We start from the raw sequence: 23,214 nt of genomic DNA on the forward strand, positions 1-23,214 counted from the left end.
AGGAATGTAGCTACTAGAACACGTACAGATTTCACAACGATTGAGTCAGATCGGCGAAGCGAAAAACAGACTTTCATTACATTTAAACGAACCCAGCTACTAATCAGACTGCTCTCTGAATGGATACGTTACGTTTGTAAATATACCCCATAAATGAATCAATGCGGGTACTTCATTAAGTTCATGTTTATTCGTATTAGCTAAGCCACCTAACAGATTGCGTTCATTCAAAGCTGTCTGCGCAAATCTTATAAAAAAGCCGGATGCGTTACCGATGCAATGAATATGAAGGAAAGGAGAATGGGATTAGCTGTCGAAACTTTATCGCCCTGAATGCTTCGCTAGACTCACCTGACTAACAATAGATTATCCTACCAGGAATTCATTACCTCCCAGTCCAGTCAAATAGAGAAACTTAACTTTTATATAAACTACCGGGCAGGATCGAACCGGGCGGCATCGATAATTGACCACAGGTGGATAATCCATCCCATTAGGATAAACCACAGGACGCCCGCCAGGACAAACTGAACAATGGCCATGAGCAGCCGTCCTTGTAAGAGCTGACCTAACCCCGGAATGAAGAAACTGCAAAGAGCTGCTAGTACGTTACCACCTGATCCCTGACCCGCCATTGTGCTGTTTGTTTTTCAATAAAATTGGCTTTCCCTGATCAGTTTACCAATCAATTTTTGATATATGCCGGTCTGAGCGTACTAACGGTCAAAATAATTGATAGCAGTCGATAACATGATTCATTTCCTATAAATCTGACGTACTGAACCGCTATTTAGAGGCCTGGCGTTTACAAACACACGTAATTGAAAAAGCTCCGGCACTTATTTAGTAGACCGGAGCTTTTTATCAGTTGGCGGTGCTGTCGATTACAAGCCTAATACTTTCTTGTTGAAGCTTTCATCGGCACCGGTTCCGGCGAAGTCGTCGAACGCGCGTTCGGTAACACGAATGATGTGCTGTTCGATGAATGGTGCTCCTTCAGCAGCTCCCTGCTCCGGGTGCTTCATGGCGCATTCCCACTCCAACACGGCCCAGCGGTCGTAGTCGTACTGAGCCAGTTTGGAGAAAATACCCGAGAAGTCAACCTGACCATCACCCAGCGAACGGAAGCGGCCCGCGCGCTCAACCCAGCCCTGATAACCACCGTACACACCTTGTTTACCGGTTGGATTAAACTCAGCGTCTTTCACGTGGTAGGCGTAGATCCGCTCGTGGTAGAAGTCAATGAATTGCAGATAATCCAGTTGCTGCAATACGAAGTGACTCGGATCGTAGTTAATACCCGCCCGTGGGTGGTTGTTCGTGTGCTCCAGGAACATCTCGAACGTAATACCGTCGTGTAGATCCTCACCGGGATGCAACTCATACGCCAGATCAATGCCCGCTTCGTCGTAAGCATTCAGAATAGGTAACCAGCGGTCGGCTAGTTCTTTGAATCCCGTTTCGACCAGACCCGCCGGACGTTGCGGCCAGGGATAAATGAACGGCCACAGCAAGGCGCCCGAAAACGTAGGGCTAGCCTGTAAGCCAAGGTTTTTGCTGGCTTTGGCGGTCATGATCAATTGGTCGGTAGCCCACGCCTGCTGCTCTTTTGGCTTACCCGCCAGTTCTGCCGGGCCGAAGCCATCGAACATCGAACCGTAAGCCGGGTGAACGGCCACTAGCTGCCCTTGCAGGTGTGTAGCTAGCTCGGTAATTTCCACGCCGATGTCGGCCAGTTTGCCTTTGAACTCATCGCAGTACGTCTGACTCTCCGAAGCTTGCTTCAGGTCAATCATACGCGGGTCCCAGGTTGGAATCTGGATGCCTTTATAGCCGAGGTCGGCCATGTACTTGGCAATTGTATCAAGCGAATTGAAAGGGGCTTGGTCACCCAAAAACTGCGCCAAAAATATGGCCGGGCCTTTCATTGTTTTCATAGTTCTGTAGTTGGGTCTGAAGGAGCGAAGCCGGAATAGACCAGCAGACACCCTTTTTTATCATTTGCAACAAAAGCGATGATATCATTAGCGTGATCGACAAAGAGAGATACAACCGCTTGGTTGCTCAAATTGCCCGTACGTAGCCAAATGATCTTGGGCGGGAATCCTTTTACAGAACCAATGGCTGGAATGTCTTTGTCGAAGGTAACAACCGTATACTTGTTCTGTAAAGCGTATTCCCAAATCTGGTAGTCGTCGGCGTTGTAAAGTCCGCATTCTCGAACACCTATAACTTCCGGGAACATGGACTTCAACTGTTTTACCACACGAAAGGAGATATTTTGATCAAGCAACAGTCGCATCACGCAGCCATCAGCAGTGTGCCGTTATCACGATCGGCAGCAAAGAGTAGCGCAGCTTGAATATCCTCACGGGTAAGCTCAGGAAAATCATCAATAATTTCTTCTACTGTTCTCCCTGCTCCTAACCATCCTAAGACATCGCCAACGGTAATCCGCATTCCCCGAATACAGGGCTTACCACCGCGCTTGCCAGGTTCAATTGTAATAATGTTGTTGTACTTGGCTTGATACTGCATGACTTACAATAGATTAACCGTCCTTATCAAATAACACGTTTACACTTCTACCCACGCCTGCTTGCGGTTGCTTTCGAGAATTTTCTCGCAGATAAGCAGCTCGCGGTAGCCATCAGCGAAGGTTGGGAAGGTTGGATTTTCGGGCTGTTTGCCGGCCGCGATGGCGTCGTACACTTCCTTGAACAGCTGCTTCGACGTATCCGGAAAACCTTCGTTGTGACCACCAGGAAACGAAATGACCGAACGAGCTTCGGGATGAACCAGGGCTGGGTCGCGCATGAACGATTCGTTGGCACCGTCGCGGTTACCGATCCACATTTCGTTGGGTGCTTCCGAATTCCAGGCAAACGTTTTCTTCGAACCGGCAATTTCCAGTTTCATCTGGTTCTTTCGTCCGGCCGACACCTGCGATACCGTAATCACACCCCGGTTGCCATTATCGAACTTGAGTAGTACGTTGGCGTGGTCTTCGGTATTGATAGGCACATCGGCATAGTCTTCTGGCTGCAACATCTTGCCCGAATAGGTTTCAACGGGCTTCAATGGCTTCTTCCGCACTTTGTGAATCGTGTTGAAGTCGGCCATAACGGCTACTGTCTTCAAGCCTGTGATGTATTCCAGGCTATCCATCAGGTGCGAACCAATGTCGGCAATAGCCCTTGAATCACCTGACTTGTCGGGCTCCAGACGCCAGTTGTAATCGGTGTCGTAGAACAACCAATCCTGCAGATACGAACCAATTACGGAATATACCTCGCCCAGATCGTCTTTCTCCCGCATAGCTTTCATCTGACGAACCAGCGGATAGTAACGCAGGTTGAAATGCACCGCGTTGACCAGGCCGGTCTGAGCCGCTAGTTCAACCAACTCTTTGGCTTCGTGGAGGTCTTTGGCCAGCGGTTTTTCGCAGACGACGTGCTTACCCGCCAGTAAAGCCGCTTTGGACTGTTCGTAATGCAGGAAGTTAGGCGTACAAATGTGGACAACCTGAATGTCGTCCTGCTTAAGCAGCTCATCAAACGTATACGACCGTTCAATACCAAGCTGATCGGCTTTCTGACGGGCCAGTTCTGCCGTCACTTCGCAGAGCGCGACTACGTTCGTATTGGGCAAGCGACGGAGGGCTTCAATATGCGCAGGTCCGATGAATCCGGTGCCAACAACACCGACATTGATTTTTTGCATTGGGTTTGCGTTAGTAGCTCAGACGGCCACGTCCGGGCAAGAGGATAGGATTACTAGTAGACCCGGACGTGGCCGTCCGGATAATCACTATTCAACAAATTTAGTCCACTTGGTTGAGTCGTTCTGGCTTGAGGCAATCACGGTCTCGATGAACGCTAAGCCACGAACGCCGTCCTTTGCCGTCGGGAAGTCATAGACAGGATCGGGTTCCTGACCATTTGCCCGGGCACGTATCGCAAAGGCGAAATTGCGATAGATGTTCGCGAAGGCTTCAAAGAATCCCTCGGGGTGGCCAGATGGAAGGCGAATGTGGGCCTTGGCCGCAGCAGAATTTTCGCCAACGTTCGGCCGGATAATCCGTTGACCCTCCTGGGTTTTATACTTCAGCGTATTTGGCTCCATCTGATGCCACTCCAGACCACCGAGTTCGCCGTAGACAAATATTTTCAGGGCGTTTTCTTCACCGTTGCTGATCTGGCTGGCGTGCAGTACGCCTTTAGCTCCGCCTTCGAACCGAAGTAATACGTTCCCATCGTCGTCGAGCTGGCGACCCGGCACGAACGTACTTAAATCGGCACAAAGTTCTTCAATCTTAAGACCCGTAACGTACTCAGCCAGGTTTTCGGCGTGGGTACCAATATCGCCCATGCAGCCAGCAGCGCCCGATTTCGCCGGATCAGTCCGCCAGATAGCCTGTTTGTAGTTGTTATCCTCTTCTTTTTTGGAAAGCCAGCCCTGCGGGTATTCAACGACCACTTTCCGAATGGTTCCCAGCTTGCCGTTACGTACCATGTCGCGCGCTTCTTTTACCATTGGGTAGCCCGTATAGTTGTGGGTCAGCGCAAACACCAGTCCCGATTTTTCGACGATTTCAGCCAGCTCTTTTGCCTCCTGCAGATTCAGCGTCATTGGCTTGTCGCAGATGACGTGAAAGCCGTTTTCGAGTGCCATTTTGGCCGGTGGAAAGTGCAGGTGATTAGGCGTAACAATCGATACAAAATCCATACGCTCGCCTTCAGGCAGGGCCTTCTCCCGCTCAATCATCTCTTCAAACGACGTGTACACGCGGTCTTCCGGCAGATAAAGGCTATGGCCGGTAGCTTTCGATTTTTCGGGCGACGAGCTAAAAACACCACAGATCAGTTCGATTTCACCATCAAAATTTGCGGCCCGGCGGTGAACTGCCCCAATAAACGCTTCGAGGCTTCCCCCTACCTGGCCCATTCGCAATTTTCTATGCATTGTGCTTTGAGTTGAGTGTTTGTTAACGATACTTACAATTGATTATGAACGACTTGGTACTACAGAAACTGAACCAGCGCTGCCTCAAGGCAAATTTGATGTAGCAACTCCAGAAAAGCTGACCGGCTAGACGCCCTAATGTCAAGAACAATGCTGGCGGAACCTACTCTAAATTTTGCGGCCGGAAATTAGCGGTTTTACTTTTTTTTCGGAAATTTCGCACAAATACGACGTATAAACGGGGAGTTTTAGACCGCCTGTTGTCTTTTGTTCGTTGAACTAACTATAACCACTAAATCCCTTTTGCAGACATGAATCAAACCCTTAACCAGCCGATAAGCTCAGCGGTCAATCCTTCTCGACTGTTCTTGGCTAGCTGTCTTGCCCTTATCACAACGGCCTTTTCATTTAGCATCCGGGCCGGCATCCTGCCTCAGTTAGGCACGGAACTCAATCTTTCTGCCGAACAGTTAGGTTTTATTAATTCAATGTGGTTTTTGGGCTTTCCTATTTCAATGATTGTTGGCGGGCTGGTGTATAACTCCATTGGGCCGAAGGTAATTATGCAAGTGGCCTTTTTCTGCCACATGGCCGGTATTTTATTAACGATTTATGCAGGTGGGTATGGTACGCTTCTTATCTCTACGTTGCTGATTGGAATTGCCAATGGCTGTACAGAAGCAGCCTGTAATCCAATGATTGCCGATATGTATACAGGCAGTCAGATGAATAAAATGCTTAACCGATTCCACATGTGGTTCCCCGGTGGCATTGTAGTCGGTAGCCTGATTTCGCTGGTTATGGGACCAGCAAATTTAAATTTATCGTGGCAGGCCCAAGTTTGGGTCATCATCATTCCAGCAATCACCTACGCCTTCCTGTTCTTCGGTCAGGCGTTCCCAAAATCTAGCAATGAAGCGTCCACTCAAGGACTAAGAACATCACCAATTGCCCGTGGTGCTCTGATTCTTGCAGCCGTGTGCTTTATGCTCAAACTGGCAATTGATTTTGATTGGCTTGCGGTTTCTGACAGCATTCGTGTCACGATCAATGTTATTGCCTTACTGTCGGCTATGATTGGCATTTACTTGTTTTTCGGTGGTTTGTTCTTATTTATGTTCTGCTGTATGGCCTTGACGGCTATCTCGGAATTTGGACCCCAGCAGTGGGTCGGCATTATTATGAGCAAATCAGGTGCCCAACCATTGATCATTCTGGCATTGACAACTGGGATTATGGCCGTTGGTCGGTATTTCGGCGGCCCTATTATTCACCGGATTGACCATACAGGTGTGTTGTTGGGTGGCTCTATTTTCGCCACTATCGGCATCTACCTATTCAGTACGCAAACGGGCGCAATGGCATATGTAGCGGCTATTTTCTTCGCCGTTGGCGTTTGTTATTTCTGGCCAACTATGATTGGCTTCATTGCTGAGCGCATTCCTCAAAGTGGCGCGTTAGGCATGTCGATTGTGGGTGGCGTTGGTATGTTTTCGACCTCGATTTTCCAGCCCATCATTGGCCGCTGGATTGACGCAGAGCGGGCAGTGCAAGCTACCACTGGTAAAGTTGGCAACGAGTTGGAGTTGGCGGCTGGGCAGGCTACGTTGACTAAAATGACTACATTCCCGATTATTCTAATCGTTGCGTTCATCATTCTGTTCTTCTGGATGCGAAACCGCAAGGCTGGTCACGTTGATGAAAGTGTTGTGCTGGAACAGCCTCAACTCTAGCTCCTTACGACCAATATCTTTGAAAACGAAATGCCCTGAACTCGGCCGAGTTCAGGGCATTTCGTTTTAGAGCTTCTCTAACTGAGACTATCCGCCTTTTCAGGTTGACTTGCAACTGTAAGAGCAGGAATGGAATCCGTTCCAGTAAAAATCGCAGTGTCTTTGACAGCGTTACCAGCGGGGTCTATCTGGTATGGCGATTAATGAAGATACCGCTAGCGTATACGCCACCCTACAAACTCTTCAGGCAGGTAAAGGCGTAATGTATCTGAATGTCGTTAATAACGTATTTGCGGATCTTATTGAACGAGCAACTGCCTTTGTACCACACCATTCTGGGAATCAGAATCCAGGGACCGACACCGGTGTGCAGAATTTCCAAAGTGAGAACCTACTTTTCTCAGAATGGTCGCCGGTCGATGGACGGCCGTGGCAATTCCAGATTCGGCTCAAAAACTGTTTGGATGTAAACAGCTCGTCCAATACGCGACAATTAAGGTCAACTCTTTTTGCAAGGCGTCAAAGCTCTTTCCTTTTCGGTGATAGCCCTGAATAGTCCGCTGATAAGCTTGCTTAATCAGGGCTTTGTTGGCCCAGGTCGAGAAGTAAACAAAAGGGACTGCTTTTGCTTTAAGCTCCTCGTCAGCTTCAATCTGATCCCGAATCTCAAAGCCGTCCATACCAGGCATTCTGACATCACACAGGATAACTAAGGGCTGCTCGGCAGTCGTTCGTAGATAAGCCAGCAATTGCGGGCCATCCGTAAAGAAACGCACGGGATTAGCAATCGACGCAGCCTGTAAAGCCCGATGCACTAAGTGCTGATCATCAGGATCGTCTTCAATATAGATGATGGGCATTTGCGTGATCATAGCGTAGTGGTATGGGTTAGTAGCGGGAGACGTATATACTACCAAACGCGCTTACTCCCAATAGGTTTATCTGAACCTGCGAAATGCGCAGACGATACTAGTTGCCGGGAAAGCGTTGATTTCTTTGTCAGACCCATTCTATACCACCAGGATCACTAGCTCAAGCCGGTAAATACACCCTGAACGTAGCGCCCTGACCCGGCTGACTGCTGGCGGTAATCGCTCCGCCGTGGTTCGTCACGACCTTTTCACAAATGGCCAATCCAATGCCCGTGCCCTCATACGCACTTCGGCCGTGTAACCGCTGAAACACCTCAAACATGCGGTCGAGGTACTTCTCATGGAAACCGATGCCGTTATCGGCCACTTCAATTAAATGATACCGACTTGCTTTCCGGAAGGGTTTAATGCCCACAGGCAGGTCTTCAGCCGTCAGTTGTTTAGCACTTACCTCAATCAGAGGAGGCACTCCCTCCCGCCGGAACTTCAAGGCATTACTCAGCAAATTCTGAAATAGCTGCCCCAGTTGCAGGCTGTCCCCCATCACCGTCGGCAGGGACTCAACGACGACCTGGGCTCCGGTTTCTTCGATGATCAAATCCAGATCGCCCAGAACCATTCGCACGATTTGCTCCAGCGAGACCAGTTCACGGCTCTCCTGCTGCGTCGAGATGCGGGAGTAGTTAAGCAAATCTTTGATCAACGTCGACATGCGACTGGCCGCCGACTGCATCCGCTCCAGATAGTCGATGTTCTCGTCAACTACGTCGCTATGCCGTTTCTTCAGCAGATCACCAAAGGATTGAATTTTACGTAACGGCTCTTGTAGATCATGCGACGCTACGTAAGCAAAGCGCTGCAGGTTTTCGTTCGAGCGCTGCAAGAGTTCGTTGGATTCGGAAAGCTCTTCTAACGTAGCGGCCAGTTCTTCATTAATAGCGGCATACTCCTCATTAGCCGACATAAGTTCCTCGTTTATGACCGCCAGCTCCTGCGTACGCTCCTGAACCTGACGTTCAAGCTCCCGCTGCAACTGCCGTTGGTGGGTAACGTCCTGAGCCGTTCCTACCAGCTTATAGACCTCCTCCTCCTCGTTAATGAGAACTTTTCCACGGGCGTGAACCACTCGCTCCTCGCCCGTAACATACGCAACGAGTCTGTATTCTGCGTCATAGATCCCTTCCGAGCCGGGCCGCAGCGCTTCCTGAATGGCCGCTATTACCGTTTGCTGATCATCGGGGTGAATGGGAGTAAGCAATTGGGAATAGTCAACCGACAACTGATCATAGCCCAGCCAGGCTTTGATGGTATCCGAGTAATGAAACTGGCCCGTCGCTACGTCCAGTTCCCAGGTACCCAGCTGAGCCAACTCGATGGCCCCCTGCAGGTTAGCCTGCGCTTCTTCCAGCTGCTGGCGAGCTACCACCTGCGCGGTCACTTCGCTCGCCGTTACAATAACCCCGTACCGTTCACCGGCGGGATTGCTTAGAGCTTTGTATATGTATTGAAAATAACCTGTGTAGGGCTCGCCAAACCGGACCAGGTTGAATTTTTCTTCAGGCTGCGTAAACGTCTCTCCGGTACTAAGCACATGGCGCAGGCGATCCATGAGTGGGGTGTCGAGCAGTTCAGGTATCGCTTCCATAAATGGTTTACCCATGATAGACGCATCACGACCCAGTATGTGCAGCATGTTCAGATTGATCCGCTCAATGACCATGTCCTCACCCACAAACACCACTTTTGCGATGGGTGAATGGTCAATGATGCTGCGGGAAAACCACTCACTTTCTTCCAGTTGCTGGTGCGCCTTGACCTGACCGGTAACATCGACAGCCATATCGAGAATGGCGTACACTTCCCCGTCTTCGTTACGTAACGGCTTATAGGTAAAGTCAAAGTAATACGTATCCAGCACGCCGTCCACGACCAGATCAGCGCGCATACCCTGCGCGCTATAGGCTTCACCAGTGGTAAACACCTGATCCAGAATATCAAAAAAAGGCTGGTCGGCGAGTTCGGGTAAGGCCTCAGCCAGGGGCTTGCCAACGACCGATGGTCCTTTACCCCACAGGTCGATCATCACCTCATTCGCCAGTTCGATGCGCAGCTCACGACCCACAAATAAGCCCGTAGCCACGGGAGCTTCCTCAACTAGCGAACGGAACCGGGCCTCACTCTGGCGCACAGTCTTTTCGGCTAGACTGCGCTGGGTAATATCCTGCAAGGTGCCATTGAAGCGGTACGCCCGCTGCTCCTCCGTAAACCAGGCCCGGCCTTTAGCCCGAACTCGTCGTGGCTGGCGCGTGTGAGGGTGAATAATGGTGTACTCGGTATCATAACGTCCGCCCGATGCGTAGTCAAGCGCCTGCTCAATTAAGGCGGCCACCCGTTGCTGATCTTCGGCGGCTATTACGTTCATAGCCTGGGAAAGCAATACCTCGTCGTCAGGTTTTAAGCCAAACCACTCTTTCAGGCGAGCGTTAGCCCTGAATTTACCCGAACTGGGATTCAAATCCCAGGTACCCAGTTCAGTAGCTTCAATGGCAAAGGCGAGCTCCTCGTTGCTTTCAGCTAATTGTTTCTGGCTTTCAACCGCCTGGGTAGTCTCGGTACAGGTTACTAAAACACCTTGTATTGCCCCCTTATCGTCGGTGAGCGAACTAAAGCTATACGTCCAATAGGCATATCCCATCTGACCATCCCGGTAGATGGGTAACTTCTGATCTTCAAACCAGACAGCTTCTCCGCCCGCCAGAATGCTATTAATCATTGGTCCGATGACTGGCCAGGATTCGGCCCAGCTTTGGTGCCCAGGCTGCCCTAAAGAAGAGGGGTGTTTACCGTTACTGCCCAGACTGGGCCGAAAGGCATCATTGTAGAAGGTAATCAGATCCGCTCCCCAGAAAACGACCATGGGAAAGCGGGACCTGAGCATCATACTGATCACCGTACGCAGACTCTGAGACCATTCCTCAAAGCCGCCAAGAGCGGTTGCAGACCAGTCGTAATGGCGGGTTAGCTCGCCCATCTCTCCTCCTCCGTTCAGGAAGGACATGTTAGTGGTATCAGTAGGTTTCAAGCAATTGGTTACGTAAGATGAGTGCAAGTTATAGATAAACAAAACAAGGAGCTTTTCGGATGCACGGGGACTTCTTTTATACGTACTGCTACCGAACCTTACCCGCTCATAGACCTGCTATCCTACACTCGTTCATAAGATCTAGGTTCGATTAACAGCTAGGCTCCCTTAGTCCGGCCCCACGTACAACATACTCATTATTAACACCTTGACAGAAGTTAATCATCCGAAAGTAAGTCTCACTACCCGTTCGATTTGATTCATCAGATTAGCGTTCTGATTTGCGAAAGAAAATTTACAGATTGAGGTGATTTCCCGATTAATATTGAATTCGAATTGTTCTTGTTCACTGCTGACGCCTATGAGATGCTCCCTTATCTGAGCGGGTGTAAGTCAGTTCGTAAGCGGTACCTCCGAATACACCATAAACCCTTAATTTCCGGCATGAAAAAGCTGTTCCTCTTCCTCTGTGTTACGTTTCCGCTTATCGTTTCCGCGCAACGGCAGCCTGCTTTTGTGGCGGATAGCCTCGACGCCTATGTTAAGCGGGGTATGGCCGATTGGCAGATACCCGGTTTGGCCATCGCCATTGTTAAAGACGGAAAAGTTATCGTTTCCAAAGGCTTCGGCGTTCGGGAAGTTGGGAAAAATGAGCCGGTCGACGAGAATACGCTATTCTTTATTGCATCGAACTCGAAACTGTTCACCGGCTCAGCCATGGCGAAACTCGAAGACGAGAAAAAGTTATCGCTGAACGATAAAGTGACAAAATACCTGCCCGATTATAAACTGTACAATCCGGCCGCTACGCAACTGGTTACCCTGCGCGACCTGCTCTGCCACCGACTGGGTACGAAAACGTTTCAGGGCGACTTCACCTTCTGGGATTCGAATCTACCCCGTACGGAGATCGTTCGGCGAATGCGGCTCTTAAAACCCACGGGCGAATTTCGGCAGGATTACGGCTACTGCAACTCCGGGTTTGTTACAGCGGGCGAAGTCCTGCAAAAAGTGGTTGGACAACTCTGGGAACAATACGTCGAAAGCAGCATCATAAAGCCGCTGGGAATGACCAATACCTATATGCTAACGGCTGGAGCCGAGAACCGACCTAACATCGCCCGCCCCTACACGACCAGCTTCGGCAGCTTGAAACGCATTCCGTATGACAATATTGATAATCTGGCCCCGGCCGGCAGCATGGTCTCGTGTGTGAAAGACCTGAGCAAGTGGCTTATGATGCAGCTGGACAGCGGACGCTTTGGCGGCAAGCCCGTACTTCCCTGGTCGGTGGTTCAGAAAACGCGGGACGCCAATACGTTGCTCGGCAGTCGCAAATCGGGCGCGTTTCCGACGCACGTGCGGACCTATGGCTTAGGTGTATTGATGACCGATTACAACGGGCGTCAGGTCTATTGGCACACGGGTGGCGCGTTTGGTTTCGTGACCAATACCTGCTTCGTACCCGAAGAAAAACTGGCCATTACCATCCTGACTAACCAGGACAATCAAAGTTTCTTTGAAGCGCTACGTTACCAGATTCTGGATGCGTATCTGGGTGTTCCTTACACCGACCGCAGCCGGTTGTTCCTGACGGGTGCCCGACAGGACGACCAAAAGCAGCAGCAGGAGCTGAAAGCAATGACCGAACGGGTTGCCAGACGTACCAAATCTGAACTGCCCCTGACGGCTTATACTGGTACGTATCAGAACGAACTGTACGGAACCATTTCGATTGTGCCCGACGGAGCCGGTCTGAAGGTAACGTTTCAGAATCACCCCAACCTCTCCGCCCAGCTCGATTACATGGACGACAACACGTTCCGGATGACGTATTCCAATCAGGCGTTTGGCGTATTTCCGACCAAATTTGATGTGGCTGGTAAAACGGTGAAAAGCGTAGTGATTAAAGCCAGCGATTTTGTGGAGTACGACCCGTATCTATTCACGAAAACAGGACGTAATGAATAGGCTCTTCAGGACGTAACGAGCGCCCGGAGTGCCCGAAGGTGCTGTTCCTTACCCGGTTGGCGGCTGGCAATGGAGCTAGCTGTCCAGTAGCTGTGACCTTCCAGAAATTTAATCTGCGTCTGATTCCAGGTGGCTTCGTCGGCTACAACTCCACGAACAAGCAATTCGTCATATAATGAACGGGCAATCGGTCTAAAGTCGTCGCGACCTAGGTAGTCAAGATCAGCATCGCACAGGACTTGTTCGAGTTTGGTCTGCGGAAACTGAGGAACGCGGGTTGCCATAATCATACCGCAGACAACATCAATCTGCGCCGGAGTATAGTCAAAGCGTGGTAATACGTCCCGCACGTACTGGCAGCCCCACTCTTCGTGGCCACTATACGTAGCAATGAAGCCAACGTCATGGAAAAGGGCGGCTGTTCTAAGCAGATCAAGTGATTCGGCATCCGTGATTTGTTCGGCCTGCGCAATTCGACTGGCCGCTTCCACTACGTCGAGTACGTGATGAAGCCCGTGGTAATACAGCGTTGGCGAAAGCCCGGCGGCTAACGTCGACAAGGCAAACTGCTCGGCTCCCGCAACGTTCATAACTCAATCGATTACAACTAAATGGTATCGACTAAGTACGAAAAGAAAGTTTGTTTTGTCAAAATCGTCCTCAAAAAAGTCGGTCCGGCAACGGTTTGTTGCGCAGTAACTTACTCCAATAAACAGCGTGTGGCCTTATAAAGCGATTACAACTCCATAAGGCCACACGTCAACAAAATGCCCTCTTAATCTTTCTTAAAATCAGCCAGGCTACCGCGAACTGTCGTGTTCATCTGGCTATTACTGAACATGGGGTTGTCGTCCTTACTGACGAGTTTACTCTTGAATGTAACCAGAAAAGGAGTATCCTTCTTATCGAACAGCATTTTAGGCACCAGACCCAACGTTTTACCCGGTTTCATCGTGACCGGAAATACAACGGGCGTTGTCCCCTGCGCTTTAATCAGAACTGGCTCCGGCTGGTCGCCTTCGGCAATTAGCTTGCCATCGATTGAGACGGTGTAATGCGTATCCGTGAATGAGAACGGAAATTTGTTCTCGTTCGTAATGTTCACTTTGGCGGCTACATCGGTTTGCTTCAAGCCAAGTTTGCCGAAGTCAATGTCGTCGATTTTCACTTTCGGAACATAGAAAGTAGGCAACCGCTTTTCGAACGTCTGGGTAAACGTTCGGTCCCCCAGAATCGGTACGTCGAGGTCGAAGGCGGCCCGAACGCCGTAAGTAGTGTTGTCAATATCCTTTCGATCAAGCGTTTTCAGGACCGTGTTTAGCTGCTTAATATACAGCTTGGCCGGTATCATTACCAACGTACTGTCGCCCGATTTAACTTCAATTGCTTTGTCATACGACTCTTCCATGATGGGCGTTTTGGCCATATACACCGTATAGCGAAGTCGGTTGGCCTTAAACCCAACCGGCAGCGGATTGTCGATCAGCATTTTCAGGTTCATGGTAATCACGTCGTCGTCAATGTTGGTGATTTCCATAGTGCTCATTTCCAGCCGGGGCTTGAGCGTATCGTCATACGCCCCACCTTCAGCGGCTGCGTTACTCTTCAGTCGGTTATACCAGATATAAGCGCCTAGGGCACCAAGCAGCAGTAGCCCAAGTGCAATGATCCATCCCTTTTTCATACCGTTGTGCGTCGTGATAAGTAACCATAACAGTTGCTGGCTGACGACTGTTTTCAGTTATGAGGTAACAGGACCTCAAGCGCAACCGGCTTATTTCAACGTATCGTTAAACCTTTCCAGCCAGGCTTAACCTATATGATAACCAATCCGATGCGCTAAACAACCAAAATCATGCGGACGTCCCTGCTTTTCATCATCCTGCTTTTCGCCAGTTGCCGACGGCCATCGAAACAGTTGGCCGCTACGTTAACACCCATCGCCGAAAAATCAACGGCGGATTCCGTGGCCGACTATACCCGTTTCCTTAAAGCAGGTGATGAGTTGGTGGCGCATGGCGAAAGTCCCAACTGGACATTGACTGTTAATCCCAGCAAAAATGGGCTTCAGTTTAAAGCGGGCACCGACGAATCGATCAATACGTCGGTGCCCGAACGAATAATCGATTCCGACGGCTCGTTTTATTTCGATGTACCCGTCAAGACTGAACGGATGAAAATTACGTTTGCCCCCGATAGCTGCATTGACAAGCGATCGGGTCAGCGGATGGACTATCGGGTTCAGGTTGACGTTGGGGGAAAACACTACGTCGGTTGTGGCGTGTCGCTGCGGCAGCTGGCCTTGTTGCAGGACATCTGGGTATTAAGCGACTTCAAAGGCAAACGCATCGCGGTTCCCAGTGGACAAGGCGAAGCGCCCCGTCTGGAAATCCGGCTCACCGAAGGGCAGGTTACCGGCACAACCGGATGCAACCGGCTTACGGGCCGGATTCAGGCCGACAGCCGCCGGGTTTTATTCGGCCCGCTCATCACGACCAAGATGGCCTGTGCGGGTGATGTAGGTACGCTGGAAGGTGATTTGCTCAGCGCGTTGAATGAGCCGTTATCCTACCGTATCGGCGAAGCACGGCTGACTTTGCTGCGAGGAAATGAAGCCGTCATGGTATTCAAAAAGGTCGACTAATCCAATCAGAGACCGGCTGAGCTATTTGGGATTTATCGGATCAGCATTCCACTACAGCACGAGTACGTATCGTTGCAGACAACCGATGGGCTCTAAACTTCGCTTTGCCTCTGTTTTTCCCGGCGAATCGGTGATGACGGATTATAAAGCTTCGCTATAGGTCTATTTAGAAGAATTATTGTTTCGGATAGACTAGCTTTTTTGTTACATTTGTTTCTTGTTTAATGCCTATCGCGCATTAAAATAAGTCAACGTTTTTAGCGCAACCTGTAAGCTTAATTTCTCGTTCCCATGAAACAATTCATGCTTCCCACTCGTCCTCTTTTACTGGCGGGTGTGTTGGCCGTATCTACGCTCGGTACTACCTGGGCGCAGACGCCTGCGAAGCGGGCTGTAGCCGCTAAGTCCGCTACAGTTCAGTCAGCAGCAACAAAAGGCGAACCCACTGCCCTTAATCGGGTGCTGGTGTTCTCTAAAACAAAAGGGTTCCGGCACGCATCAATTCCGGTCGGTCGACGCGCAATTATGAAGTTAGGCCAGGAGAATGGCTTTGCGGTCGACACGACAGAGGACGCATCTAAGTTTACGGAAGACAACCTGAAGCGGTACGGGGCCGTGATCTGGCTGAGTACCACCGGCAACGTACTGGACGACGCGCAGCAGGCCGCTTTTGAGCGCTACATTCAGGCCGGAGGAGGCTTCGTTGGTGTGCACGCAGCCGCCGACACCGAGTACGACTGGCCGTGGTATAACCAGTTGGTGGGCGCTTACTTTCTGCACCACCCAAAACAGCAGAACGTAGACATTAAGGTGCTGGACAAAAACCACCCATCTACCCAAATGCTACCCGACGTCTGGAAACGCTTCGATGAGCTATACAGCTACAAAAGCATCGTTAAGGACATCAAAGTCCTGGCGAAATTAGACGAGAGCACCTACGAAGGTGGCAAAAATGGCGACAATCACCCGTTCATCTGGTACCGCGAATTCGACGGCGGTAAGTCGTTCTACACCGGCGGAGGCCATACCGACGAGTCGTATAGCGAACCGCTGTTCATGCAGCACCTGCTAGGCGGTATCAAGTCGGTGATGGCGAAAGATTTGAAGTATAGCCAGGCTAAAACGCAGGCTTTCCCCGAGGAGAACCGCTTCATGAAGCACGTGCTGATGGAGAAACTCGATGAGCCAACAGAACTGGTTGTGCTGGATAACGGTAAAGTTCTGTTTACCGAGCGCAAAGGTGCCGTTAAGATGTACGATGCAAATACGAAAACCAATAAAGTGGTTGCGAACGTACCCGTACACTTCGACCGTGAATACGGCCTGATGGGGTTGAACGTCGACCCGAAATTCAACGAAAACAAATGGGTGTATCTGTACTACTCAGCCGTTAAGCCAGATTCGAACAACCGGCTGGTGCGGATGAAGTGGGACGATGCCAAAAATGAACTGCTGCTGAACACCGAACAACTTCTGCTGACGGTAACCGAAAATCGGACCTACGACAGAGACGACTGCTGCCATACGGGAGGCTCCATTGCCTGGGATAAACAGGGAAATCTGTATTTGTCCACAGGCGACAACACGAACCCCTTCTATTCGAAAGGTTTTTCGCCGAGCGACGACCGACCAGGCCGGAAAAAGTTCAATGCGTTGTCCTCGTCCAGCAATACGAACGATCTGCGGGGTAAAATCATACGGATTAAGCCGCGGGCCGAAGGTGGATATGATATTCCAGAGGGAAATCTGTTCCCGAAAGGTACACCCAATGCCCGCCCGGAGATTTACACGATGGGACACCGCAACCCGTACCGTATCTCGGTTGACCAGCGCACAGGCTATGTGTACTGGGGCGAAGTTGGTCCCGACGCGGGTGAGAACATTGATAAATACGGGCCTCGTGGCTACGACGAAGTAAACCAGGCTCGCAAAGCCGGTTATTTCGGCTGGCCGCTGTTCATCGCCGATAACAAACCGTATCGTCAGTTCAATTTTGCGGACAGTACCTCGGGTCCATCCAACGATCCAGCGAAGCCGATAAACTATTCGGTGCATAATACCGGGCTCAAAGAGTTACCACCAGCACAGAAAGCGTTTATCTATTACCCTTATGCTGACTCGCCTGAGTTCGGTGAAATTGTGGGCAAAGGTGGCCGTAACGCCATGGGCGGACCGGTATATTATTACGATGATTATGCCGACAGCCCAGTAAAGTTCCCGCGTCATTATGACGGTAAGTTCTTCGCCTACGAATGGATGCGTGGCTGGATTAATCCGGTTACGATGAACGAAAATGGCGATTTCGTGAAGATGGAGAAATTCATGCCAAACACGAAATTCGACCACCCGATGGACATGCAGTTTGCCAAAGACGGCTCACTCTGGATGCTCGAATACGGTACCAACTGGTTTGCGCAGAATGACGACGCCCGGCTCGTTCAAATTACCTACAACGCTGGTAACCGCCAGCCAATTGCCGCAGCCAGCGCAAACAAAGTGGTTGGAGCCGCTCCGCTTACAATAGCTTTCTCCAGCAAAGGATCGATGGATTACGACGGCGACGCCATCAAGTATGAATGGAGCTTTGGTAAAGGAATGCCGAAGAGCACGCAGGCAAACCCGACCATTACGTTCACTAAGCCCGGTATCTATCAGCCTTCGCTGAAAGTAACGGACGCCAAAGGCAACGTATCAACGAAGACGATGGAGATTAAAGTCGGTAACGACGCGCCAAAAGTTGAAGTAGCGATAAAAGGCAACAAAACCTTCTACTTCGACAATAAGCCGATCGATTACGAAGTGAAGGTAGCCGACAAGGAAGATGGTACGCTGGCGGCTGGCAAAATCAGCCCCGAAGATGTCACGGTTACGGTTAACTACATGGAAGGCTTCGACAAGGCGATGCTGGCTCAAGGGCACCAGACCAACACCGGTTTCGCCACGGGTCGGCGTCTGATCGAGTTGAGCGACTGCAAAGCCTGCCACAGCATCGATAAGAAATCGGTTGGCCCCGCTTACGTAGCAGTAGCTGAACGCTATTCGAAAGAACGCCGGGCGTCCATTGTGAACCAACTGGCCAAGAAAGTTATCGCGGGTGGTGGTGGTAACTGGGGAGAGCAGGCGATGAGCGCTCACCCACAGTTGAAAGAAGACGAAGCCAAAGAGATGGTGAGCTACATTTTGTCGCTGGGCGATAAGAAGAAAATCGACAAGCAGCCACTCAAAGGCACGTACGTAGCGAAACCAAAAGAAAAAGACGGTTCGTACATCTTCACCGCTAGTTATACGGATAAAGGTAGCTCAGTGATTGGGCCACAGACCGGTTCGAATACCATCGCGCTACGTTCCTCGACTGTGAAAGCTGTTACGGCAGATGCGAAACAGGATATTTACCAGGCAGACATTCCAAAACTTGGTGCAGCCGCCATTGGACTCAAATCGGGTAGCTATCTGGCCTTCAACGATCTGGATCTGACCGGAATTCAAAGTATAGCAGCCAATGCGTTCAGCGCCGACGACCGCACAGCGGGTGGTAAGCTCGAAGCTCGTCTGGATTCACCAACGGGAACGCTGTTGGGCGAAGCCGACGTAAAGCAAGGCTCGTCCGGAATGGTTACGATGCCTTTCCGGCAGTCGGCCAGCGGCATGCACAAAGTGTATTTTGTATTCGTCAATCCTAATGCGGGTCAAAAGCCACTCTTTGCCGTCGACAAGCTTCAGTTCATGGCTCAGGGAGCATCTGCCAATTCAGGCAGCAGCACTGGTCAAGGCAAATAAATTGTCTTTATCAATACGCAAAAAGCCCCGGCAGTCATGTCGGGGCTTTTTGCGTGTGAGTAAGTTGTACAGACCGGCAAACAGTCTAATTAACGTGATTTACACTCTAGCCGTTAGCCGGTTACAATCGAAACCCGGGTTTACTTTTCTTAGACGTATCCAGCTTGTGGAAGTTCTGGGCTAGTTAGCGAATTATTACCTGATCCGTTATCTTCCCCGCTCTTGCTGGTAAAAATTTGTGCTATTTTCTTCAGAATGACGTTCACGCCAAACGCATCAAACATCCAACGAGCCCAGCTGGCTAGCACTTGAAATATATCCATTGCTTCTTAGTTGATTATAGAAAAACACGAGAAAGGAATTTCATTGTTTGCATTAAGCTTACAAAGCCAGCTGTTTACTCTAATTTTGCGTAGCCAGTCCTCTGTCAATATCGGATAGCCCAGTAGGGGTTACGATGAGCCACCATACTTTCGGCAATGTGCTGCTTGATCAGGGTGTCATAGGCGGCATCATTAATCTTCTTACCTTTTAGTTTGGGTAGCTTAAGATCATCGGGGGTCAGTTTCCGGAAGGCTACTCCGGTTGCTTCAATTACTACGTCATCGTTCAGGCTTAGTTCCATAATCAGGCCCGGCAGACCGTTGTAACGCTCCGGTCCGGCAGGTACCGGAATATCCTGTGCAAACCAGGCCGTAATTTTTTGCTTCTTGATCGGGTCTTCCGTTTCCGCTTTCATGCAGATGTAGCCCGCGACTTCCTTGATCTGATTACCAATTTTCCAGACTGGCGTATGCAGCGAATCATCGATGACGTACGTTTTCCCCAGCATTTCCACAATGTCGATCTTTTTGTCTTTCTCAAAATTACGGTACAGCTTCAGTTCCGAATTTCGCCACGAGTAACTCCCGTCATCCGTTTCGCCCGACTCGCTGGCGTAGGTGTATAAGCTTTCGTTGGGGCTAAACGCCAGCTTCATCTTCTCGGCGTTATTTTCTTCCTCGTAATTCTTCCAGGTTTGAGCCGCCCGGTCTTTCTCCTCCTGGCTCAGGAAGGTCATCCGGCTGATGATTTTGATCCAATGCGTTTTGCGCTTGTACGACACGACGCCTTCGGTGTTCTGGGCGATGGCGGTTGTACCGATCAGCCAGCCGCTAATAAGTAATAAGAATATCAATCTCATGAATACATGAATTAGTATGGACCTGAATGCTTCGTTGAAACTAATGAATAATTAATAACCTTCCCGGCGCATGTTCGCTTTCACCCCGCGCATGTTGTATGAGAAGCTCAGTAAGAAGTAGCGTGCCAACGTCGATACACGCTCATCCTGTACGAAGTTCTGACCCGCGTATTGCGTTACGTTTATGTTCCGGTTCAACAGATCAACCGCCGACAGACGTATCTCGGCTTTTTTCGCCTTGCCCAGAATACGGTAAGCCGAAGCGTTCCAGAGTGGAATTCGCTGATCGAAGCCAAACCGATCGTTTTTATAGACCCGGTAATTAAGACTCGTACTGATGTAAAAATCGTGGGGGAGTTTCAGATTCATATCCCCACTGAAGTTGTTATTGATGATGGTTTGGTTCTGACCCGAATTTATGGAATAGCGCGTGTTACTAACGCCGATATTGGCATTGCCGTAGAACGTAAACCACTCGGTCGGCGTCAGGTCCAGTCGCGTACCGACGTTCACGTTCTGGCTATTCGTTACGTTCAGGATATTATTGACGTTGGTTAGGTTACGTCCAAAACTCAGGTTAGTATTCAGGTTAAGCGTAACCTTTGTTTTCTTGATTGGAAACCCAAAACTGGCGTACGAACCCAGGTTACGCCCACCCGTCAGGTTTTCCGGGCGCGTCCGGGTAATGAGCGTTTGCGGATCAACGAACTGGCTGTACACAATCTGATTGACGTAGTACGTACCGTAGAGATTGGCGAAGAAGTTCGTGAAGCTACCAGGGTTAAAATAGCTGAAACCGGCGTTCAGATTGTGCTGCAGTTCGGGAAGCAGATTTGGATTTCCTTCGTTGATAAACAGCGGATTCGTGTTGTTGATAATGGGCTGGAGATCCCGCGAGGACGGAATGCGTACGTTGACATCGTATCCACCATATAAGTATTTGTTGTTCTTCATGTCATAGTTCAACGACACGTTGGGAATAAAGGCGGTGAACGTACGGTTAATGAAATTGAACGCCGTTGAGGTCTGGTCGGCCGCGTATCGACCATCAAGCGTAAACTGTTGCCCCGCTGCACCAGCCGACAGGTTCAATCCTTTGTACGAATACCGAACGCTGCTGCCGATCCGATTAAACAGATAGTTGTTTTTGTAATACCGGCTGAGCGAATCGTTACGTACCCGGCTTACGTCACCCACATTAAACACATCGCGGTCGACCTCATCGTAGCGCAGGCTGAAATTGTAAAAGCTTTCCCAGAAAAACTTCTTGGCAAACGGCTCTACGTACAGCAGACTGGCTTTGTATTCATTGCGAAGGCTATTGGTACCCTGATCCTGCCGAATAACCCGCAGCTGGTCGTTCACGTTGGTGGCTTCCAGAAATTCGTTACGGGCGTTCAAAGCCAGACTGGCATCGTTGGTATTAACCTGGTACGACGCGCTGGCCGCGAATGACCGACCTTTCTTTTTGAATTTCAGCCGGTAAATGAGCGAATTAGCCGAGCCGAACTGTTGCGAGTTATTACGATTGTCCGTTGTATTTCGGGTAGACGGTACTTCAGCGGCCGTGGACCCGGTACCCGCGCTCCGAAACAGATTCTGCCGCGTGAACAGACTGGCGTTGCCGTTGTTTAGCCGACTATTGTTCACAAACACAAGCGTATTCAGCGAATCGAGTGCCTTCTCAAACCGCAGACTAACGCGGTGATTACCGTTGAAATTAACCTGATTGCTGGTTTCTTCAGTACGGAACGATCCGCTTTGCAGGAAATTCCGGCGGTTACGTAACGCATCGAGTTCCAGGCGGGTCTGGCTGTAGTAGTAGCTTGTGCTCAGCTTCGTTTTTTTCGTATCGTAGTTATAGTTAGCTCCGGCCGCTACGTTGTTCGAGAAACCCCGACCGGCCCGGCCATCAACCGGAATACCCAGGCTTTCGTCGTCATCGTTGCCGAAGTAAATAAACCGCCCACCACTACTGAAGCCAAAGTCGGCGTTGTCGTTCCAGTTGAACGAATTACTGCCTCTAAAGTCCTGATAGTCGTTGAAGGATAGGCCCTGCTGGTTTGTGTTGTTCCCCAAACCGATCAGCGAAAGCTGCTGCTTGGAATCAAACTTGTTGTAGTTCCCCTTCACCTCCGTCCGCGCGGGCAGGTTGTTGGACGCTGGTCCGGCCGAAGCGGTAATCTTACCAAAACCGCCTTTTTTAAACTCTTCCTTTAGTTCAAGATTAACGGTTTTCTCTTTTTTGCCGTCTTCAACACCAGTCAGCTTGGCTTGCTCGGTTTTGTCGTTGTAGACCTGCACTTTCGTAATAGCTTCGGCCTGCAAGTTCTTGGTAGCCAGCTTCGGATCGTTGCCAAAGAAGTTTTTACCGTCTACGGTTACCTTCTTCACCTCCTGCCCCTGCGCCCGAATGTTGCCATCCTGATCAACCTGAACGCCGGGTAGTTTACGTAATAAATCCTCGACGGTGGAGCCGGGCGGCACCTTAAACGAACTGGCGTTGTACTCAATCGTATCACCTTTGATCGTCAGGGGAGCCTTCGCCGTTTTGACCACCACCTCGAACAGTTCCTTCGTAATGGGTTTCAGTTTCAGGTCGCCGAGGTTTACCGCAGCCTCTCCATTGGGGCTTACCACCTGGTTGTAGGGAATAAACCCAACGAAGGAAATCTTCAACAGATACGTACCGGCTTTCAAGTTTTTGAACGTAAAAGCACCTTTGTCATCCGCCCGCCCAAAATTGACCAGTGACGAATCTTTCGGATTGAGCAGCATCACCGTCGACGATGCTAGGGGAGCGGCTGACGTATCAACTACTCGCCCCTGTAACGAAAATCGGGTAGGTGCCGATGGACTTTGGGCAAAGAGCGCAGCCGTCAGCAGACTTAGTACGGCGACTAAGAAAAGGTTTTTCATGAAAAGAGAAGGTTTAGGTAATGGATGATTAAGGGCAAAACTACTGGCAAAACGGTTACACGGTACCT

Annotated in this window: 17 protein-coding genes; 4 read left to right on the forward strand and 13 right to left on the reverse strand. The window is 50.2% G+C overall.

What is annotated here, in order from left to right:
• Positions 1 to 431 precede the first annotated feature (431 nt).
• From ACYVIY_RS09285 to ACYVIY_RS09310, 6 genes are all read right to left on the reverse strand, one after another.
• Positions 432 to 635: a hypothetical protein gene (locus ACYVIY_RS09285; protein ID WP_460976047.1), complete on the reverse strand. Its 204-nt coding sequence runs from the start codon at positions 633 to 635 to the stop codon at positions 432 to 434.
• Between the two features lie 249 nt (positions 636 to 884).
• Positions 885 to 1,937 (reverse strand): sugar phosphate isomerase/epimerase family protein, encoded by a 1,053-nt coding sequence (locus ACYVIY_RS09290; RefSeq protein ID WP_460976048.1) that lies wholly within the window; start codon positions 1,935 to 1,937, stop codon positions 885 to 887.
• Complete coding sequence (locus ACYVIY_RS09295; protein ID WP_460976049.1) at positions 1,934 to 2,302, reverse strand: DUF5615 family PIN-like protein; 369 nt, start codon at positions 2,300 to 2,302, stop codon at positions 1,934 to 1,936. The genes ACYVIY_RS09290 and ACYVIY_RS09295 overlap by 4 nt, the downstream gene beginning before the upstream one ends.
• Positions 2,302 to 2,538 carry a DUF433 domain-containing protein gene (locus tag ACYVIY_RS09300; RefSeq protein ID WP_460976050.1) on the reverse strand — a complete coding sequence of 79 codons (237 nt, stop codon included), beginning with the start codon at positions 2,536 to 2,538 and terminating at the stop codon, positions 2,302 to 2,304. Before ACYVIY_RS09300 ends, ACYVIY_RS09295 begins: the two co-directional genes overlap by 1 nt.
• Positions 2,539 to 2,577: 39 nt before the next feature.
• On the reverse strand, positions 2,578 to 3,723 hold the full coding sequence (locus tag ACYVIY_RS09305; protein WP_460976051.1) for a Gfo/Idh/MocA family protein: 1,146 nt from the start codon (positions 3,721 to 3,723) through the stop codon (positions 2,578 to 2,580).
• A gap of 87 nt (positions 3,724 to 3,810) precedes the next feature.
• On the reverse strand, positions 3,811 to 4,947 hold the full coding sequence (locus tag ACYVIY_RS09310; RefSeq protein ID WP_460976314.1) for a Gfo/Idh/MocA family protein: 1,137 nt from the start codon (positions 4,945 to 4,947) through the stop codon (positions 3,811 to 3,813).
• A gap of 353 nt (positions 4,948 to 5,300) precedes the next feature.
• Between ACYVIY_RS09310 and ACYVIY_RS09315 the strand changes: the two genes are divergently transcribed.
• Positions 5,301 to 6,698 carry an MFS transporter gene (locus tag ACYVIY_RS09315; RefSeq protein WP_460976315.1) on the forward strand — a complete coding sequence of 466 codons (1,398 nt, stop codon included), beginning with the start codon at positions 5,301 to 5,303 and terminating at the stop codon, positions 6,696 to 6,698.
• A gap of 449 nt (positions 6,699 to 7,147) precedes the next feature.
• On the opposite strand, the gene ACYVIY_RS09320 is transcribed toward ACYVIY_RS09315, so the two are convergent.
• Positions 7,148 to 7,570 (reverse strand): response regulator, encoded by a 423-nt coding sequence (locus tag ACYVIY_RS09320; protein ID WP_460976052.1) that lies wholly within the window; start codon positions 7,568 to 7,570, stop codon positions 7,148 to 7,150.
• Positions 7,571 to 7,730: 160 nt separating this feature from the next.
• Entirely contained in the window at positions 7,731 to 10,628 is a 2,898-nt protein-coding gene (locus tag ACYVIY_RS09325; RefSeq protein WP_460976053.1) for a PAS domain-containing sensor histidine kinase, read from the reverse strand.
• A 468-nt stretch (positions 10,629 to 11,096) separates the two neighbouring features.
• Here ACYVIY_RS09325 and ACYVIY_RS09330 point away from each other — a divergent pair, with 468 nt between their 5' ends.
• Positions 11,097 to 12,623, forward strand: a complete 1,527-nt coding sequence (locus tag ACYVIY_RS09330) for a serine hydrolase (RefSeq protein WP_460976054.1) — start codon at positions 11,097 to 11,099, stop codon at positions 12,621 to 12,623.
• Between the two features lie 5 nt (positions 12,624 to 12,628).
• Here ACYVIY_RS09330 and ACYVIY_RS09335 read toward each other — a convergent pair whose 3' ends face one another.
• On the reverse strand, positions 12,629 to 13,213 hold the full coding sequence (locus tag ACYVIY_RS09335; RefSeq protein ID WP_460976055.1) for an HD domain-containing protein: 585 nt from the start codon (positions 13,211 to 13,213) through the stop codon (positions 12,629 to 12,631).
• 185 nt (positions 13,214 to 13,398) lie between these two features.
• The gene (locus ACYVIY_RS09340) at positions 13,399 to 14,307 is read right to left on the reverse strand and encodes an LEA/WHy family protein (RefSeq protein WP_460976056.1); all 909 of its coding nucleotides are present in this window, start codon (positions 14,305 to 14,307) and stop codon (positions 13,399 to 13,401) included.
• A 171-nt stretch (positions 14,308 to 14,478) separates the two neighbouring features.
• Here ACYVIY_RS09340 and ACYVIY_RS09345 point away from each other — a divergent pair, with 171 nt between their 5' ends.
• A complete protein-coding gene (locus ACYVIY_RS09345; RefSeq protein WP_460976057.1) occupies positions 14,479 to 15,267 on the forward strand; it encodes an META domain-containing protein in 789 nt (262 codons plus the stop codon).
• A gap of 291 nt (positions 15,268 to 15,558) precedes the next feature.
• Positions 15,559 to 19,044, forward strand: coding sequence for a ThuA domain-containing protein (locus ACYVIY_RS09350; protein ID WP_460976058.1), 3,486 nt, complete (start codon positions 15,559 to 15,561; stop codon positions 19,042 to 19,044).
• A gap of 149 nt (positions 19,045 to 19,193) precedes the next feature.
• On the opposite strand, the gene ACYVIY_RS09355 is transcribed toward ACYVIY_RS09350, so the two are convergent.
• The 3 genes from ACYVIY_RS09355 to ACYVIY_RS09365 form a co-directional block, all read right to left on the reverse strand.
• Positions 19,194 to 19,367 (reverse strand): hypothetical protein, encoded by a 174-nt coding sequence (locus ACYVIY_RS09355; RefSeq protein WP_460976059.1) that lies wholly within the window; start codon positions 19,365 to 19,367, stop codon positions 19,194 to 19,196.
• Between the two features lie 104 nt (positions 19,368 to 19,471).
• Positions 19,472 to 20,227 carry a GLPGLI family protein gene (locus ACYVIY_RS09360; protein ID WP_460976060.1) on the reverse strand — a complete coding sequence of 252 codons (756 nt, stop codon included), beginning with the start codon at positions 20,225 to 20,227 and terminating at the stop codon, positions 19,472 to 19,474.
• A 51-nt stretch (positions 20,228 to 20,278) separates the two neighbouring features.
• Positions 20,279 to 23,146, reverse strand: coding sequence for a TonB-dependent receptor domain-containing protein (locus tag ACYVIY_RS09365; protein ID WP_460976061.1), 2,868 nt, complete (start codon positions 23,144 to 23,146; stop codon positions 20,279 to 20,281).
• Between the last annotated feature and the right edge of the window lie 68 nt (positions 23,147 to 23,214).

It is taken from the genome of Spirosoma knui, from assembly GCF_054780635.1.

What these genes read in the sequence shown, in the direction of transcription:
- ACYVIY_RS09300 (WP_460976050.1), bottom strand. Translation starts at nt 2,538, where the DNA reads ATGCAGTATCAAGCCAAGTACAACAACATTATTACAATTGAACCTGGC.
- ACYVIY_RS09350 (WP_460976058.1), top strand. Translation starts at nt 15,559, where the DNA reads ATGAAACAATTCATGCTTCCCACTCGTCCTCTTTTACTGGCGGGTGTG.
- ACYVIY_RS09330 (WP_460976054.1), top strand. Translation starts at nt 11,097, where the DNA reads ATGAAAAAGCTGTTCCTCTTCCTCTGTGTTACGTTTCCGCTTATCGTT.
- ACYVIY_RS09365 (WP_460976061.1), bottom strand. Translation starts at nt 23,146, where the DNA reads ATGAAAAACCTTTTCTTAGTCGCCGTACTAAGTCTGCTGACGGCTGCG.
- ACYVIY_RS09345 (WP_460976057.1), top strand. Translation starts at nt 14,479, where the DNA reads ATGCGGACGTCCCTGCTTTTCATCATCCTGCTTTTCGCCAGTTGCCGA.
- ACYVIY_RS09355 (WP_460976059.1), bottom strand. Translation starts at nt 19,367, where the DNA reads ATGGATATATTTCAAGTGCTAGCCAGCTGGGCTCGTTGGATGTTTGAT.
- ACYVIY_RS09325 (WP_460976053.1), bottom strand. Translation starts at nt 10,628, where the DNA reads ATGTCCTTCCTGAACGGAGGAGGAGAGATGGGCGAGCTAACCCGCCAT.
- ACYVIY_RS09320 (WP_460976052.1), bottom strand. Translation starts at nt 7,570, where the DNA reads ATGATCACGCAAATGCCCATCATCTATATTGAAGACGATCCTGATGAT.
- ACYVIY_RS09310 (WP_460976314.1), bottom strand. Translation starts at nt 4,947, where the DNA reads ATGGGCCAGGTAGGGGGAAGCCTCGAAGCGTTTATTGGGGCAGTTCAC.
- ACYVIY_RS09335 (WP_460976055.1), bottom strand. Translation starts at nt 13,213, where the DNA reads ATGAACGTTGCGGGAGCCGAGCAGTTTGCCTTGTCGACGTTAGCCGCC.
- ACYVIY_RS09360 (WP_460976060.1), bottom strand. Translation starts at nt 20,227, where the DNA reads ATGAGATTGATATTCTTATTACTTATTAGCGGCTGGCTGATCGGTACA.
- ACYVIY_RS09305 (WP_460976051.1), bottom strand. Translation starts at nt 3,723, where the DNA reads ATGCAAAAAATCAATGTCGGTGTTGTTGGCACCGGATTCATCGGACCT.
- ACYVIY_RS09285 (WP_460976047.1), bottom strand. Translation starts at nt 635, where the DNA reads ATGGCGGGTCAGGGATCAGGTGGTAACGTACTAGCAGCTCTTTGCAGT.
- ACYVIY_RS09290 (WP_460976048.1), bottom strand. Translation starts at nt 1,937, where the DNA reads ATGAAAACAATGAAAGGCCCGGCCATATTTTTGGCGCAGTTTTTGGGT.
- ACYVIY_RS09295 (WP_460976049.1), bottom strand. Translation starts at nt 2,302, where the DNA reads ATGCGACTGTTGCTTGATCAAAATATCTCCTTTCGTGTGGTAAAACAG.
- ACYVIY_RS09340 (WP_460976056.1), bottom strand. Translation starts at nt 14,307, where the DNA reads ATGAAAAAGGGATGGATCATTGCACTTGGGCTACTGCTGCTTGGTGCC.